Source organism: Spirosoma flavus (genome assembly GCF_054778555.1).
The window spans coordinates 637,144-653,761 of the sequence record NZ_BAAGZL010000002.1 but is presented as its reverse complement, the minus strand read 5'-3'; the positions used below and the strand labels follow the sequence as shown (position 1 = coordinate 653,761).

Here is a 16,618-nt window from a genome sequence, read left to right as displayed (position 1 = left end):
TGAGCGATGAGTGATAAACAATGAGTTTTAGAAGTCACTCATCGTTCATCACTCATCGCTCATCACTAAGTAATTCTTCCCGCAGCAAATTCAGCACATACGTAGTGGTTAGCTGAATGTTCTGTTCGCGGTACTGGCCGAGTTTGAGCAGGCGGGCAACGGTTCGATTGTCGGTTGCACAGGCAATCCAGATCGTGCCAACGGGTTTGTCGGGTGTGCCACCGTCGGGTCCAGCTATGCCACTTGTGGCAATGCCAACGTTAGTGCCGAGTGCCTTCCGAACGCCTTCCGCCATCTGGCGAACGGTTTCTTCGCTGACGGCTCCGAACTGCTCCAGCGTAGCTGACTGTACACCCAACTGATTTACTTTCACTACGTTACTGTAACTGACGACGCCCCCCCAGAAATACGCCGACGAACCGGGTACTTTGGTAATCTGCGACGATACGTACCCACCCGTGCAACTTTCAGCCACGCCTAACGATAGTTGCTTCTCACTCAATAACCGGCCAATGACAGTTTCGAGTTCATCGCCATCATAACCAAATACGTTTTTTTCGATGAGCGGCAATACTTTTTCGACCTGCTCCGCCAGTTCACGGTCGAGCTGGGCGTTGTCGTCGCCGGTAGCGGTCAGACGTAACCGTACCCCGCCGAAACTGGGTAGATAGGCCAATCGGATATGAGGAGGTAACGCATCTTCCCAAGCTTCGATACGTTCGGCCAGGAACGATTCGCCAATGGCTACGGTCCGGATAATTTTGTGCTTGATGATGGGCGTCTGCAAATACGAAGTGAGCTTCGGCAGGATGCGGTTCGTCATCAAGTGCTTCATCTCAAACGGTACGCCCGGCAGCGATACGTAGACCCGACCTTCGTGTTCAAACCACATTCCGGGCGCTGTTCCCCAGTCGTTTTGCATATAAACGGCATTGGCAGGCAGGTCGGCCTGGGCGCGGTTGAGGTCGGTCATGGCGCGGCCTCGCTTTTCGAAAAAGCCAGTAACCAATGCTAAAGCCTCTTCGTTACGTACCATGTCCACGCCAAAATACGTGCAGAGCGTTTTCTTGGTAATGTCGTCTTTAGTTGGGCCAAGTCCACCCGTAATAATGATAACATCGGCTCGCTGGTGTGCCTCCTGCAAGACGTTCAGGATGGCGTCGGTCTGATCGCCAACCGAAGTTTTACGTACTGGCCGGATGCCGATATTTGTCAATTCAGTACCAATCCACTGGGTATTGGTATCGGTGATTTGACCGAAGAGAATTTCGTCGCCGATAGTAATGACCTCGGCACGGATCATGTTGGTCATTCGTTAATAAATAATGAGTAATCAGAGTCGCCCGTGCGGCATAATGAATAATGTTATGCTGGGTGCTTCCTAACAGGTAATGGAAAATTTATTTATCTGATAATCAGACAGGTGAAAATAATTTTTCATTAACCATTATACATTATACATTTATTCTTGTCAAAAGTACGAAAAAACGATTTAGGGCCATTGACCGTTATGAAATGGCAACCTGATTAATTGGAAAATGAAGAAACACATAATTACTGCCGGCCTGTTGGCTTTTATATTGAGTCAACCCAGTTTTGCTCAGGATTCCACACGCCAGAAATCGTCGGGTGGAAGCGTTTTTGGTAAGATTTTGGACGCCGTTACGCAACCGTCGGCTGGTACGTCGGGAAGCCTGACGAATACAGATATTGCTACTGGCTTGAAAGAAGCGTTACGTATCGGCGTTACGAACGGCTCGAATCAGGCTTCGAAACTGGACGGATACTTTAAAAACCCACTCTTAAAAATTGCTTTTCCGCCCGAAGCGCAGAACGTAGCAAATAAGCTCCGTCAAATTGGGTTTAGTAAACAGGTCGATCAGTTCGAGTTGTCGTTGAACAGAGCGGCTGAGGATGCGGCTAAAAAAGCGGCTCCTGTGTTCGTGAAGGCTATTACGTCGATGACCATTCAGGATGCGGTTGGTATTTTGGGCGGTACAGATGATGCCGCTACTGTGTATCTTCGTCGGACATCGGGGCAGCAACTAGTGACTGAATTTACACCGATTATTGACAGTACGTTACGGAAAAATAACGCGACAAAGTATTATTCGGATCTGGTCAATACGTACAATAAGATACCGTTTGTGCAGAAAGCGAATCCAAACCTGACTGAATACGCTACGGGCAAAGCCGTTGATGGGCTGTTTATTCTGGTGGCTCAGGAAGAGAAAAAAATCCGCGAAAATCCAGCTGCTCGTGTTACTGACCTGTTGAAACGAGTGTTTTCGAAGCAGTAAAACGGCCGGAAAACGAATAATGTACAAGGCTCACTGAATCATTCAGTGAGCCTTGTACATTATTCGTTGATATACTCCAGTTTTTTGCTCCAGACTATCGCGATCTGCGTAGCGCGTTGGCGCACCTGTTCGGCAGTTTCGCCGGTGAATTTCTCGTCCAGCGTTTTGTAAAATAGCTGTAGCCACCGTTCGAAATGGCTGGTGGTTAGCGTATGGCTTTGATTGATTAGTAAATGCGGGCGGAACGGGTGCCCGTCGTACCGATTATTTCCCAGGATAATCGATTCCCAAAACGCATACATTTTAGGCAGGTGCGCATTCCAGTCAACCTGTGCTACGTCGGTGAACACCGGACCGATGAATGGGTCTGACTGCACTTTTTCATAGAACGAATCGACCAGAAACTTAATAGCTTCCGGTGAATCCAGCGTTCGCTTTTCCATTACGGTACGTTTTACCAGAAAACCCTAATTCAGGCTGAAAACGTTTCCGCGTATTGCTCAGAATTAAAACCCAGCGCTACAATCTTACCATCTGCTTCAATCAGCGGTCGTCGAATGACGGAAGTTTTGTCGAGCATCAACGCAATAGCACCTTCTTTATCAGTAGGTTTCTCGTTGTCGGGGAGTTTTTTCCAGGTTTGGCCTGCTCGGTTTACCAATTCTTCCCAAGGCTTTTGGGTGAGCCAGTGTTCAATCGTTTTCTGGTCGATGCCCTGCTTTTTGTAGTCGTGAAATTGATAATTAACCCCATGTTCGGCCAGCCAGGTACGGGCTTTTTTGACGGTATCGCAGTTGGGAATGGCGTATAGCGTATACATTAGCGTTACGTTCTTTTGGGCGAAGGTACAGGTTTTACGCGCCCGTTTGCCGACCAACTAGGCCGAAGACTTACGATAAATACACTTTTCTGAAATCAATGGGGAAGAATACTTTATTTGAGTAAAACTGTAGCCAATAGGGACAAATAAAAAAAATGATGTGGATAGAAATTTATCATTCTCTAATTTTCATTGACTCTTTGAGTAATGACAGATGAGATTGATGACAGCCAAATTTCCTTTATTTCTGAATAAATTTCCTCCTATTCTTTACCTATCAGGCTTTTTTCTTTATGAAATGCCGACTTTACGCAACGAGAATATTTTACTTGTAACTACCTTGATTTGCCTGTACTTTCGGTTAGAAAACCAGACTGTCTATCCACATGCGTTTGTCTGCTCCATGTTTCCTTTTTGCCTGGGGACTTGCGTTAGGCTGCCTGACGGGCTACAGGAGCCTTGCCCAAAAACCGATTATATTGCCTTTACAGCCGCATAAATTACTTTGGGCCGACACGGTCTACAGAAAAGCGATAGTAACTAAAGACTCTCTCTTATTAGCTGAAGCGTACTATCTATACGGGAAAACTTTTGATAGCGCTGGTGATTTTTTGACTTCGCAACGCTGGTTTTTTAAATCGCTGGCAATTATTGAACCACGGGGCGATTCCGAAAATCTGGTTCGTTTATACAGGTGGATTAGTCGAAGTGGGTTTCGGCAGGGCGACTATAAAAAAACAGTTCAGTATGCTCAATTAGCTTTGCATACCGCCAGACGCATCAAGTCAGAAACAGCACTGGCGCGAGCTTATAGAACCATAGGTGATATTTATGAGCGAGACTGGTCGGAGGGAGGGAAAAAACCTGATTTGCCCAAAGCTAACTTGGATTCCACCAGGTATTATCGGCAGTTCGACGAAGCTATTTTAAGCGTTAGTACAAAGCCGTTAGATATATTAAATCGACACCTGGAAACTGGCCAAAAGCTATGGTACGAGAAAAAAGATACCACGGCTATGATACATCTGAGGAAAGCGCTCAGTCTGGCTATGACCGAAGAAAAAAGTCAGTACTTTACTATTTTGCTGGCAATGGCAGTCCTGTATTCGGAAATGGGCAAACTGAGTCAGGCTAGCCACTTACTTCTTGAAGCCGAACGCCATCTGAAAAATAGTACGTATGCCAATTCGTATAGTGATCGTATGTTGCTGCAGTTGACTTACCGCAACTTTTATCTGAAAACGGGTGATTGGAAGAAGGCCTATGAGTATGGTGAAAAAGTTCATGAACTGGAACGTAACAATTACATTACTGATCGCGATGGAGCCGTTACGCGGTTGAGCCTCGAATTTGAAACAGAGAAAAAAGAAGCCTTGCTGAAAGCTCAGCAGAAAGAACTGGTGCTACGTTCGGAGAATTTGCAGGTGCAGCAACGATTTATAGCTACCATGATCGCTCTATTGCTAATTCTGGCCGTTATGAGTATTGTTTTTTATCGACTTTATCGGAAAAATCAACGGATCAGTATACGTAACGAAGCATTGGTAAAAGAGCAGAATCACAGAGTAAAAAATAACTTACAGGTTATTTCCAGCCTACTCAATTTACAAGCTAATCGCCTGACCGACAGTGCTGCCAAAAGAGCCACCGAAGTTAGTCAGCTACGGATCGAAACTATGGCCATTCTGCATCGCCGACTCTACGATAATGATACGTTGACGCAGATAAACCTGGCCGAATTTATTCCAGAACTCGTCGAGAACGTATTGCTGTCATTTGGCTATCCGTATATTCAGCCGGTTTATGAGGTGGAGCCAATTGGTATTCTGGCCGATCTGGCGCTGCCATTAGGGTTGATACTCAACGAATTGGCTACTAATGCCTGCAAATACGCGTTTGCTGACCATCAAGAACCGGCTTTCCGGATTACCTGCCAACAGCAAAAGAACCGAATCTACCTGAGGGTGGCCGATAATGGACCGGGGCTTGCACAGGTACCCATTGCCGACTTATCGGCAAAAACGCATCAGTCATTTGGGATGCGATTGATTCAGATACAGGTCGCTCAGTTGCGGGGTACCTATTCATTTAAAAACCAGAGCGGAACCGTATTTAACCTAAATTTTACTGTTGTTTCATGAATAGTTCGCTAAATATTTTGCTGGTAGAAGACGTATTTATAACCGCTGTCGACATTCAGGAAACCCTCGAACGTGCCGGGCATCGGGTAATTGCTATTGCAGGAAATTATCAGGAAGCGTTAGCTGCCGTTGAGCAACAACCTGATCTGGCGATCATTGACATTGTATTAAGCGGCTCTTCAGTGGATGGTATTACAACCGCTCGCGAATTATTGAAAATCCATTGGATGCCCATTATTTACCTCACTGCACAGTCGGAACCTGAGGTATTTCAGCAGGCAAAAGATACGTTGCCAGCCGCTTTTTTGCTAAAGCCGTTTCGTCATAACGAACTCGCTTTTCAGGTCGAGCTGGCCTATCTGAATCATACTAAAAAGCAACAGGAAACCAACGTAGCGGAATCGGAAAATCTGTATCTGCCTGCAAAAAAAGGCTACGAAAAAATCAGGAAAAGTCAGGTCGTTTACCTGATGGCCGAAGGGTCCTACGTAAAAGTGTTTATGGCCGATGAAGATAAACCCCGGCTATTTACAATGAACCTAGGGTATCTCGCTCAGTACTTTCCAACGACTGAATTCTATCGGCTTTCACGCTCACATCTGATCAATCTGGAGTATGTAGTGCGATTGGAGCGAACCCAACTTTACATGCACAATCAGCCAAACTCACTACCTATTCCGGAAGGAAACCGGAATGAAATTATGCGGAGACTGGCTGTTGTACGAACCCGCTAACGTAGCAGGCTGAATAACATTCCAATCAACAATCGCTCTGGTTTCAGCGAACGTACCGCACCATTCGTCATTCTATAACCAAAAGTCAAGAAAGGCATTTGGCGAATATCTCCATCAATTTAACGAAGAGGTTTTGGGGCATAGTGCGTAAATTTGTGGCTATGAAAAAATCAGACATTCATTTTTCGGTTGAATTAGACAACCAGAATATCCCCGATAAAATCTATTGGGAAGCCACCGATAACCCAAACGAAGGCTTAAGCGATACGCGTGCCATTGCCATTGCCCTTTGGGACCATTACCACAATAGTACGCTCAAAATTGACCTTTGGACCAAGGATATGGAAGTGGTGGATATGAAGCGCTTCCTTATTGAAATGATGAGTGGCATTGCCGATACAGCGGTAAATGCAACAGGCGACCAACGCATGGCCAACGACATTGAAAATACCTGTAAGGTGCTTAGCAAACGGCTCGAAGAGGAGATTAAGCAACAGGAAAAGCAAGGTTAATAAATCAGGTGAAATGAAGAATGCGTAATGGTAGGAAGTTGAATAATAGGCGCTTATTTGGTAAACGAGCCATTTGTTATTAAACGTTTTACAGTATTCATTTCCCACAGGAAATAAGAAGTCAACAGGTTGGCCGTTAATTTGCTGATGCCTGTTTATCACTATTATTCTCCATTCATGAAAAAAGTCATTCTGCTATTATTCGTAGCAAACATTGCTCTTGGGCAAAAGGGTGGTATCAACTTCCGGCAGATTCCGATTAGTGCAGTGTTTCAGGAAGCTCGTCGGGCTGGAAAGCCGGTTTTTGTCGAGGTGTTCTCACCAACCTGCCACGTTTGTCAGAGCTTTATTCCGACGCTGGAAGATGCTCGGGTTGGGAAGTTTTACAATAGCAAGTTCGTGAGCACGAAACTGGATATTGGTCAGCCAGCTACGCGCCAATTTTTAGAAAGTCGGCATCTGTTTGTGCCATCGCTGCCGTTGTTTCTGTACTTCGATCCGCAGCAAAATATGGTGCATTTCGCCATGAGCAATAATTCGACCGATGAGGTGATACGTCATGGTACCAATGCGCTGGACCCACAGGCGCGTAGCCAGACCATGAAATCGCGCTTTCAGCAGGGCGAACGGTCAACTAGTTTTCTGATTGATTATGCCATGTTTGCCCGGGTTACGCGCGACACCGTAGCTAATATGGCGGCCATGAACGAATACGCTAAACAGCAATCCCCCGCCACCTATACCAATCAGACGAACTGGTTGGCCCTGCAAAAATTAGTACTGGACTACGAAAATCCGATGTTTGCGTATCTACTTGGTCATATTGATGCATTCCGGAAAAACTACGGGGCGCAGGAAGTCCAGAACGTGGGTGAAAATATTCTGATGTCGTCGTTGTACAGCAGCCGTGGTGCACAGTTTCCGGCGGCCAAAATTCTTGAAATTCGGCAGGGATTAGCCAAAATTGGTATCGACCCCAAGATAGCCGCAAACCGGACGCTGCTTCCAGAAGTGAACGCGTATTTCCGGGCCAGACAAACGGCTAAAGCCACGGAACGGATGGATAATCAAGTCAATTCGAACCAGTTAACGGTTCCTGAGTATCTGTATATTTCGCGGCTTTTTAACCGCAGCAGTCCCGATGTTTCCGACGTACCGACAGTAGTAAAATGGGTCAATAAAGGTCTGGCGCTGAAACCAACGCCAAAAGAGCAGGCTGATCTATACTACGAACAAGCCGAAGCCTATCGACGGGCGGGGAAAACGGCTGACGCACAGAAAGCGGCTCAAAAATCAATGGAAATGGCTCAAGCCAGCCGTATCGATACGCGCCGGAACGTAGAACAGATGGGGAAATTGAAATAACCATTTTTAAAGAGCGAAAGAGCGAATTTCTGGCACCAGAAATTCGCTCTTTCGCTCTTTAAAACTACTCAGTAACCATTACCTGCCAGCGTTGTGCTACGTTGAGCGTATAGTCGACGAAGGAGCGGACAGTACGTTCGTAAACCTCGTGACCGATAAAATGGCCTTCGGCATCCAGATTGACGGCCGTTTCGTGCGATTCATACAGCTTTGGCGAAACAATTGAGTAGCTGTTGGTGAAGCTGATCAGTTTATTCACCACTGTGGTCATGTCCAGTGCCGGTTGCCGACCACCACGCCCGTTCGAAACACCGGCCATCGCAAAGACTTTATTATCGAAAAGGTGCTTGAAAACAGGCCCTCCCAATTGATGGATGGTGTTTGTGGCTTGTGGCGGAGCCGTCCAGTTGTATTCGGGCATGGCAAAGATGACTAGATCGGCAGCTTCCCAGGCACTAATCAGTTCTTGCTGGAAGGGAGTTAGTTTGTCCGCCTGAAGCGTTCCCTGACCAACAAACGGTATATCGTAATTCTCAAAAGAAACAATCGAAACCTCATGCTGACCATCATCGGTCAGTAAGTGCCGAAGGTAATTCACGAAACGTAGCGAATTACTGTTTGGGCGTGATGAGGTGGCTATAAGTGCAATTTTCATTTTCGTAGGTATATTCAATACGGTTACAAAACCACGGCCTATTATCTTTAGTTCGTAGAGACCATTGCGGCCGTTTTGCAACGTTTTGAACGTAGAACGGGTCTATTAATTTAGTTGTTCGCTAAACGGATATTATGTTATGAAGCGCGTTACGTTGTTACTCCTTTTCCTGTCGGGTTTTGCTCATGCGCAGGTGTCTTCGTCTTTTATCCGACGCGATTCAGTACCATCCGTTTTCCCGCCGGATGTGATACCCAACGCCCGACCAAACAACTCATTCTACCGCTATCATTCCGACCCGAACTACGTACTGCGTGCTACGTTAGACAATATGCCCGTGAAAGTCCCCGATACGTCAACGTACTACAGTGCGCTACGTCCCTATCGGCATTTTCAGAAGAATCTCCGCCAGGAAGAAATGCCAAGTTTTATAAAGCCTATGCCGAACGTGTTGCCACGTCGGTTTCGGCGGTAGGTGTTACGTTAGTTCAATGGCTCCCATAGGCTCTGGCTGTGGGCTATAGCTACTGGTTTAGTCGCTATGGTGACTGCGACAGCCAGAGCCTGTCGCGGCCTAATCTAACGCCTGCCGTAGATCATCAATCAAATCGTCAGCATGCTCCAAACCGACCGAAATACGTAGCAGATTGGCGGGGGATGTAGAATTGGGGCCTTCGGCGCTGGCCCGGTGCTCGATCAAACTTTCGACACCACCCAGACTGGTGGCGCGGGTGAAAAGCTTCAACTTACCAATGAATTGCAGAGCTTCGGTGGCACCACCGTTTACCCGAACCGAAAGCATAGCCCCTGAACCGAGCATTTGCCGATCAATAAGCGCTCGATCAGGATGGTGACTCAAGCCGGGATAATGTACCATTTCCACCGCCGGATGACCATCTAAAAATTCGGCGATACGTTGCGCGGTTTCGCTCTGTGCCCGAACCCGAACCGCCAGGGTTTTTATTCCACGGCTTACTAACCAGCAGTCGAAAGGCGACGGAACCGCTCCCGAAAGTCCCTGAATCTGCCGAACACGCTGGCTGAATTCGTTATCATCCTTAAAAATCAGCGCCCCGCCCAATACGTCGCTGTGGCCGCTCAAATATTTGGTGGTTGAGTGCATTACTACGTCGCAACCTAACGCCAGGGGGCGCTGGAGTACGGGCGTGGCCCAGGTGTTGTCGCTGACGCATAACGCGCCTACTGCGTGAGCTATCTCGCTAATTGCGGCTAAATCCTGAATCGTTAGCCGGGGATTCGAGGGCGTTTCGCACCAGATTAGCCGGGTATTTTCGTGAATAGACGCTTGTACAGCGGCCAAATCGCTTAAATCTACTCGCGTATACGTAAGCCCCCAGGGGTGAAAAATATGTTCGAGCAGGGCGGGTGTCCCGAAATAAGCATCGGTTGATAACAGTACGTGATCGCCGGGACGTAGCGCCTGTAGCAATGTCATAGTAGCCGCCTGTCCCGACCCAAATGCCATACCGACAGCGCCACCTTCGAGGACGGCTAATGCCTTTTCGAGGGCTTCGCGGGTAGGGTTATTGGTTCGGGTGTAGAGGTAGCCGGCAGGTAGTTCGTTCGCTTCGTTCCGGGCAAACGTTGTCGATAAATATAGTGGAGGAACAACGGCGCCAGTGTTTGCATCGGGCTGATGCGTAGCGCGGAGGACAAGTGTATCAAATTGCATAGGCTAGGTACTGCCGCAGGAACGGCGCATTTTTTGTACGCCAAGTTCAGCGTTTCTGCCGGTTATTTTGGCAGTAAGAGGTCAGAATTGTCTGGACAGGCCATTTTTCTTTTTATTTTTGGGGTAAACTCCCTGTTAATGGCTTATTTAGATCCGTATACAACTGTATTGACGGCTAGAACAGCTGCGCACCTCCTGCGCCGTGCTACGTTCGGACCAACGCAGACCGAAATCACCAATTTCACCGGGATGACGGCCGCTGCAGCTGTCCAGTTGCTGATCAGTAACGCCAATTATTCGCCCCCGCCCCCCGTCGATCTTGAAAGTAATCGACCTACGTCGGGACAGACGTATATGGATAAGCCATTTGACCACGGTCGTAATTTTGAGCTTGGTCATTACATGCGTTGTTGGTGGTTGGGGTTGATGGCGTCTCAGACTGCACCCCTCAGTTTACTCGATAAGCTTACCCTGTTTTGGCAGAATCATTTTGTCACTACGCGCGAAGGAGTTGGCGATTATCGATTCCTGTACCAATACCTGCTTTTGTTACGTAACGGGGCCCTTACCAACTTTCGCACGCTGGTTATTCAGCTTACGAAAGACCCCGCTATGTTACGTTACCTTAATGGAAATGAGAATGTTGTCGGGTCGCCGAATGAGAATTATGGCCGAGAACTGCAGGAGTTGTTTACGGTAGGTGTGATTGATTTTGCAGGGAATAAAAACTATACCGAAGATGATGTGAAAGCCGCTGCCCGTGTACTGACGGGCTGGCAGTATACGAACTTTGAAGACGACGGTTCAACCGATTTTACGACCCACTTTGCGCTCGACAAACACGATACAACCAATAAAACGTTTTCGAGTCATTACGGGAATACAGTCATCACGGGCCGATCGACAGTGACAGCGGGCGATGAGGAACTGGCCGATCTGGTGAACATGCTGCTGAGTCACCCCCAAACTCCCCGTTTCATCTGCCGCAAACTATATCGGTGGTACGTTAACCCCAATGTCGACCAGACTATTGAAGACAACGTCATTATTCCCTTGGCCAATTTCTTTGCCAGTCCGACGAACAACTTTGCGATCCAGCCGGTCATTGTCAAGCTGCTGACCAGCCAGATTTTCTTTGATAATTCAACGATTGGCGCGATGGTTAAGGCGCCTGTGGATCTGGCCGTAGGGATGATGCGGTTTTTCAACCAGCCGGTTCCTGCGTTACCGGCTGACTATGCGGCTTTTAAAATCTACGGTGATTTTCTGTTTTATCGAATGCAGGATATGCTCCAGCCCATTATGGATCAGCCGTCGGTATTTGGCTACGAACCTTATTATCAGACAGGTTTCTCCCGAGTCTGGATTAATGCAACAACAATCGGGTATCGTTACCAATATACCGATGCCTACGTACTACGCTTTCTTCAGGTAAAGCCAGATTACCTGATGGGCATCGACGTAGTGGCCTGGGCTACGCAACTACAGCGAGCCGCATCGCCCACCGGCGACTTTTCAGATGTCATTGTTACGCCCGCCGTTACATGTACGGAAATTGTCAATACGTTCATTAAAAATCTGTTTGCTGTCGAATTATTCACTGCCCAGGTCGACTTCCTGATTGACACGATTATGATGCAGAATCTGCCGCGCACCTCCTGGAATTTTGAATGGAACGCCTACCGTACGGAGCCCACCAATACCGGCTATCGGTACGCGGTGCTGGTTCGAATGCAGAATCTGATGAAGTTCGTGCTACGTATGGCTGAGTACCATATTTGTTAGTTGAGTAGTGAAAGTAATACAGAGTAAAAATACCTACATCCTCTGTTTCAGTCAATTATTTATTTTATATTTACTATTATTGAAAAAGGTAAACAAAACTTTAATTAAAATGGAATTAATGTTAGCATAATTCGTTTTTTTGGTTTAGTTTTATTGATTAAACGGTCCCCCATCACTCGGATAAAATAAATATCGATTCAACTTTTTCTGTAACGTAACGTACTGATTAATGCCATATCTGGATCAGTATACTCAACCTTTGACGGCTAAAACAGCCGCACACCTACTGCGTCGCGCTACGTTCGGTCCTACACAGACCGAAATCACCAACTTTACCGGGTTGACGGCGGCTACCGCTGTTCAGCAACTCATCAACAACGCCAATTATTCGCCCCCGCCCCCCGTTGATCTAGACAGTACAAAACCGACGGCTGGACAGACGTATCTGGACAAACCGTTCAATGGCGATCGGAATTTCGATTTTGGTCATTATCTGCGGTATTGGTGGATGGGGTTGATGACGTCGCAAACCGCTCCGCCTAGTCTGCTCGACAAACTGACGCTCTTCTGGCAGAACCACTTTGTTACTACGCGTGAAGTGGTTGATGATTACCGGTTTGTGAATAAATACCTGTTGCTGCTACGTAACAATGCCCTGGGTAATTTTCGCTCGCTGGTTACGCAGATCAGCAAGGAACCGGCTATGCTACGTTACCTTAATGGGAATGAAAATGAGGTCGGTAAACCCAATGAAAACTATGCGCGCGAACTTCAGGAGTTATTTACGGTAGGCGCTTTCGACTTTGCGGGAAATAAGAATTATACGGAAGACGACGTAAAAACAGCCGCCCGCGTGCTGACCGGCTGGAAATACACAAACTACTGGGTTAACGGCTCTACTACGTTCGGTACTACGTTCAACCTTACTAAGCACGATAAAACCAATAAGGTCTTTTCGTCAAATTACGGCAATACGACTATTGTTGGGCGTTCGACAGCGACGGCGGGTGATGAGGAACTGGCTGATCTGGTGACCATGCTGCTGAACCATCCTCAGTGTCCCCGCTTCATCTGCCGCAAATTGTATCGGTGGTACGTTAACCCCAACGTCGACCAGACAATTGAAGATAATGTTATCATTCCCCTGGCCAATTTCTTCGCTAGTCCAGCCAACAACTATGCGATTCAGCCGGTCATTGTCAAGCTGCTAACCAGCCAGATTTTCTTTGATACGACCAACATCGGGGCGATGATCAAGTCACCGGCGGATCTGGCGGTGGGCGCGATGCGGTTTTTCAACCAACCGGTGCCGGATATGACGACCGACTATGCCGCTTTCAAGGTGTATTTCGATTTCATGTTCTGGCGGATGCGTGATTTGCAAATGGCCCTCATCGACCAGCCATCGGTGTTTGGTTACGAGCCATATTACCAGACGGGATACACCCGAATCTGGATGAATACGACGACCATCGCCCTACGTAGTGATTACACGGATGCCTACATCTGGCGATGGCTTCAGGTGAAACCCGGTTATAAAATGGGCATCGATCTGGTGGCGTGGGTTACCGCAATACAGCCCAACTTTTCGGATGTAACCAATACGCCGTCCATTTCCTGTACGGACGTACTGGATTTGTTTGCCAAAAATCTGTTTGCGACCGATCTGTTTCAAACGCAGAAAGATTTCCTGATCAATACGATCATGATGCAGGGGCTTCAGTGCTCATCCTGGCAATTTGAATGGAATCGCTATCGGGGGGCGCCTACGAATACCAACTATAAAAACGCAGTTCTGTACCGGTTCCAAAATCTAATGAAGTATATGCTTCGCATGGCGGAGTATCACCTTTTTTAATTGAGAAAAAGCGAAAGCCATCCGGCAGCTCATTCGCTCTTTCATTCTTTCGCTCATTGACTCATGAAACGTAGAGACTTTTTAGCGGCTGCTTCGGCGTCGGTATTGCCGGTAATGCTGAATGGATTTGGACTGAAAGCCATGTCGGGACAGTCTGCACTGGTGCAATCCTTGCTGGGAACAACCGCCCTCGCCAGCGATCGGGTATTGGTCATAATCTATCTGAACGGCGGAAACGACGGCCTCAACACCGTAATTCCGCTCGACCAGTATTCATTGTACAATGGGTTACGTAGCAATATCGCTATCCCGCAAAACTCCGTGCTGGGTTTGGATGGCAATCCGGCTACGGGCCTGCATCCGGCTATGACCAAGATGCGGGATATGTACAATAATGGAAAACTGTCGATTGTCCACTCAGTTTCGTATCCTAACCCCGATCAGTCGCACTACCGGGCAACCGACATTTGGATGACTGCCGTCGATTCCAACCAGACCTCTGATTCGGGTTGGGCTGGCCGGTATCTGGAAAACCGATTTCCGGGCTATCCGGTGGGCTATCCGAACACTCAGATGGAAGATCCACTGGCCATTCAGATTGGGTATTTGACCTCTACGGCCCTGCTCGGGAGTCAGCAGTCGATGGGGATTGCGTTGAGTGACCCGAATAGCTTTTATCAACTGGTCGGTTCTGGCGGACAAACTTCGCCCGGCGATTTGCCATGCTGTGAAGCGGGTGAATTGATTTCGTTCATCCGGCGGCAACAGGCACTGTCGGTGGGCTACGCCACTGAAATCAAAGCCGCTGCCGATGCGGGTGTCAATCGGGCGACTTACCCGGATGCTACCGCTAAAAACTCGCTGGCCGACCAGCTTAAAATTGTGGCCCGGCTGATTGATGGTGGACTGAAAACGAAAATTTATTTTGTGTCGCTGAGCGGTTTCGATCTGCATTCGACGCAGGTTGATACAGACGTAACGGTTGGCGCACATGCCCTTCTGCTAGGAAAACTCTCGGATGCTATTGGCGTTTTTCAGCAGGATTTGAACCTCATGGGCAAAGAAGACCGGGTGGTAGGCATGACTTTCTCGGAGTTTGGACGCCGGGCCAATTCCAATAACTCGAAAGGCACCGATCACGGTATTGCAGCGCCTGTATTTGTGTTTGGTAGCAGCGTAAAACACCGGACCATCGGCCAGAATCCTGATCTGGCGAACTTGGTTGGTACCAATGGAAACAAGGATATTCCGATGCAAATCGATTTCCGGCGGGTGTATACCGACGTATTGAACGACTGGTTCGGCACCAACCGCACGACCACGAGTTCGTTGCTTTTCCACGATTTCCCGACGGTTTCGCTCTTTTCCGATACGGTCGAAACTGTTGCGTCAGGCAACTGGCAGGATCGAAACACCTGGACCGTTGGCCGGATGCCGTTTGCGAACGAATACGTAAAAGTAAATGCGGCTCATACCGTTACGGTGAACCAGAATGTTATGGTGAAAAATATCAAACTGGATGGAAAACTAAAATTTACCGGACCATACAAAATTAGTGTTGTGGGCTAATGGATTTACCATCCTTTCTGTTTTAGGCTAATCCTGTAGGACGTTTCGTCGCGTAGCGACCTAATGTCTATAGCCATCTGTCTTTTTCATATCTATTTTGTCTGTCGCGTAGCGACCAAACTTTATTTGTTGTTTGGTCGCTACGCGACGTAGTGGCTAATTTAGTCCATGATGTTCTACAAACATTAAGTCGCTACGCGACGAAACGCTCTACAAGATCAGCTTCATAGTATACGCCCTGCCAACGTAGTACTGTTTGCGTTGTATTCGGTTATTCTGCTACCTTTACAACAAACCGTATGCAAGCATACTACGTTATGAGACAGGCGTATCAATCACTGTCGTTTACCACCGATCAGGGCGTACTGACCGTTACGTTGCTGGGACCGGGTAAAGGCAATGCCATGGGTCCCGAGTTCTGGGAGGAACTCCCTCAGGCCATGGACGAAATCAACCGGATGTCCGACATCCGCTGCGTTATTTTCCGGGGCAGTGGCGACCACTTCAGCTACGGACTGCACGTAGCGCAGATGATGCCTCGGTTAAGCAGCATGACCACTGGTACGGTATTGGCGCACACGCGGGCAGAACTTATGATGATGATCCGTCAGATGCAGTCGGGTTTCCAGAAAATGCACGAATCGCCTAAACCGATTATTGCGGCCGTACATGGCTGGTGCATTGGAGGTGGTCTGAACATGATTGCCGCAGCCGATATTCGGTTGTGTTCGCGTGATGCAAAGTTTAGTCTGCGTGAAGCGAAACTGGCCATCACGCCCGACATTGGCGGACTCCAGTTCCTTCCTCATATTATTGGTCAGGGATTTACGCGCGAGTTGGCGTTTACCGGCGCCGACTACGATGCTGCTTTTGCCGAACGTATCGGTCTGGTCAACCACGTTTACGATACGCCTGACCAGCTTTTCGAAGCTGCTACCACGTTAGCTCGTCAGATTGCCGACAATCCTGCTTCGGCCGTACAGGGTGCCAAACGAGTGCTCAACTATAGTCTGAATAAATCCATCGAAGATGGCCTGCAATACGTAGCGGTCTGGAACTCCAGTCAACTCCAGTCCGACGATTTTTCGGAAGCCATGCAGGCCACGCTCGAAAAACGCAAAGCGGAGTTTAACAAAAAATCAGATCGAGGATATTAAATAAAGTGCGAAAGAGTGAATGAGCGCTG

At 47.9% G+C, this 16,618-nt stretch carries 15 protein-coding genes; 10 read left to right on the top strand and 5 right to left on the bottom strand.

Annotated features, from left to right (window positions below; translation table 11 throughout):
* Positions 1–52: 52 nt before the first annotated feature.
* On the bottom strand, positions 53–1,312 hold the full coding sequence (locus tag ACYVF1_RS11765; RefSeq protein WP_461078856.1) for a competence/damage-inducible protein A: 1,260 nt from the start codon (positions 1,310–1,312) through the stop codon (positions 53–55).
* A 226-nt stretch (positions 1,313–1,538) separates the two neighbouring features.
* Between ACYVF1_RS11765 and ACYVF1_RS11760 the strand changes: the two genes are divergently transcribed.
* Positions 1,539–2,300, top strand: a complete 762-nt coding sequence (locus ACYVF1_RS11760) for a DUF4197 domain-containing protein (RefSeq protein WP_461078854.1) — start codon at positions 1,539–1,541, stop codon at positions 2,298–2,300.
* A gap of 59 nt (positions 2,301–2,359) precedes the next feature.
* Here the strand turns inward: ACYVF1_RS11760 and ACYVF1_RS11755 are convergent, their stop codons facing one another.
* A complete protein-coding gene (locus ACYVF1_RS11755; protein ID WP_461078852.1) occupies positions 2,360–2,743 on the bottom strand; it encodes a group III truncated hemoglobin in 384 nt (127 codons plus the stop codon).
* A 29-nt stretch (positions 2,744–2,772) separates the two neighbouring features.
* Positions 2,773–3,120, bottom strand: a complete 348-nt coding sequence (locus tag ACYVF1_RS11750; protein ID WP_461078850.1) for an ArsC family reductase — start codon at positions 3,118–3,120, stop codon at positions 2,773–2,775.
* A gap of 611 nt (positions 3,121–3,731) precedes the next feature.
* Here ACYVF1_RS11750 and ACYVF1_RS11745 point away from each other — a divergent pair.
* The 4 genes from ACYVF1_RS11745 to ACYVF1_RS11730 all read left to right on the top strand — a co-directional run bounded on the left by ACYVF1_RS11745 (position 3,732) and on the right by ACYVF1_RS11730 (position 7,872).
* The gene (locus ACYVF1_RS11745; RefSeq protein WP_461078848.1) at positions 3,732–5,261 is read left to right on the top strand and encodes a sensor histidine kinase; all 1,530 of its coding nucleotides are present in this window, start codon (positions 3,732–3,734) and stop codon (positions 5,259–5,261) included.
* Positions 5,258–5,995 carry a response regulator gene (locus ACYVF1_RS11740; RefSeq protein ID WP_461078846.1) on the top strand — a complete coding sequence of 246 codons (738 nt, stop codon included), beginning with the start codon at positions 5,258–5,260 and terminating at the stop codon, positions 5,993–5,995. Before ACYVF1_RS11745 ends, ACYVF1_RS11740 begins: the two co-directional genes overlap by 4 nt.
* Before the next feature lie 161 nt (positions 5,996–6,156).
* Positions 6,157–6,507: a gliding motility protein GldC gene (gene gldC, locus ACYVF1_RS11735; RefSeq protein WP_461078844.1), complete on the top strand. Its 351-nt coding sequence runs from the start codon at positions 6,157–6,159 to the stop codon at positions 6,505–6,507.
* A gap of 177 nt (positions 6,508–6,684) precedes the next feature.
* Entirely contained in the window at positions 6,685–7,872 is a 1,188-nt protein-coding gene (locus ACYVF1_RS11730) for a thioredoxin domain-containing protein (protein ID WP_461078842.1), read from the top strand.
* 64 nt (positions 7,873–7,936) lie between these two features.
* Here the strand turns inward: ACYVF1_RS11730 and ACYVF1_RS11725 are convergent, their stop codons facing one another.
* Positions 7,937–8,527 (bottom strand): NAD(P)H-dependent oxidoreductase, encoded by a 591-nt coding sequence (locus ACYVF1_RS11725; protein WP_461078840.1) that lies wholly within the window; start codon positions 8,525–8,527, stop codon positions 7,937–7,939.
* 139 nt (positions 8,528–8,666) lie between these two features.
* Between ACYVF1_RS11725 and ACYVF1_RS11720 the strand changes: the two genes are divergently transcribed.
* Positions 8,667–9,002 (top strand): hypothetical protein, encoded by a 336-nt coding sequence (locus ACYVF1_RS11720; protein ID WP_461078838.1) that lies wholly within the window; start codon positions 8,667–8,669, stop codon positions 9,000–9,002.
* A 99-nt stretch (positions 9,003–9,101) separates the two neighbouring features.
* Here the strand turns inward: ACYVF1_RS11720 and ACYVF1_RS11715 are convergent, their stop codons facing one another.
* Positions 9,102–10,220: a trans-sulfuration enzyme family protein gene (locus ACYVF1_RS11715; RefSeq protein ID WP_461078836.1), complete on the bottom strand. Its 1,119-nt coding sequence runs from the start codon at positions 10,218–10,220 to the stop codon at positions 9,102–9,104.
* 138 nt (positions 10,221–10,358) lie between these two features.
* Between ACYVF1_RS11715 and ACYVF1_RS11710 the strand changes: the two genes are divergently transcribed.
* The 4 genes from ACYVF1_RS11710 to ACYVF1_RS11695 all read left to right on the top strand — a co-directional run bounded on the left by ACYVF1_RS11710 (position 10,359) and on the right by ACYVF1_RS11695 (position 16,589).
* Positions 10,359–12,005, top strand: coding sequence for a DUF1800 domain-containing protein (locus ACYVF1_RS11710; protein ID WP_461078834.1), 1,647 nt, complete (start codon positions 10,359–10,361; stop codon positions 12,003–12,005).
* A 229-nt stretch (positions 12,006–12,234) separates the two neighbouring features.
* On the top strand, positions 12,235–13,863 hold the full coding sequence (locus ACYVF1_RS11705; RefSeq protein ID WP_461078832.1) for a DUF1800 domain-containing protein: 1,629 nt from the start codon (positions 12,235–12,237) through the stop codon (positions 13,861–13,863).
* Between the two features lie 63 nt (positions 13,864–13,926).
* Positions 13,927–15,432, top strand: a complete 1,506-nt coding sequence (locus ACYVF1_RS11700) for a DUF1501 domain-containing protein (protein ID WP_461078830.1) — start codon at positions 13,927–13,929, stop codon at positions 15,430–15,432.
* Between the two features lie 317 nt (positions 15,433–15,749).
* A complete protein-coding gene (locus tag ACYVF1_RS11695) occupies positions 15,750–16,589 on the top strand; it encodes a crotonase/enoyl-CoA hydratase family protein (protein WP_461080738.1) in 840 nt (279 codons plus the stop codon).
* The last annotated feature ends 29 nt before the right edge of the window (positions 16,590–16,618 follow it).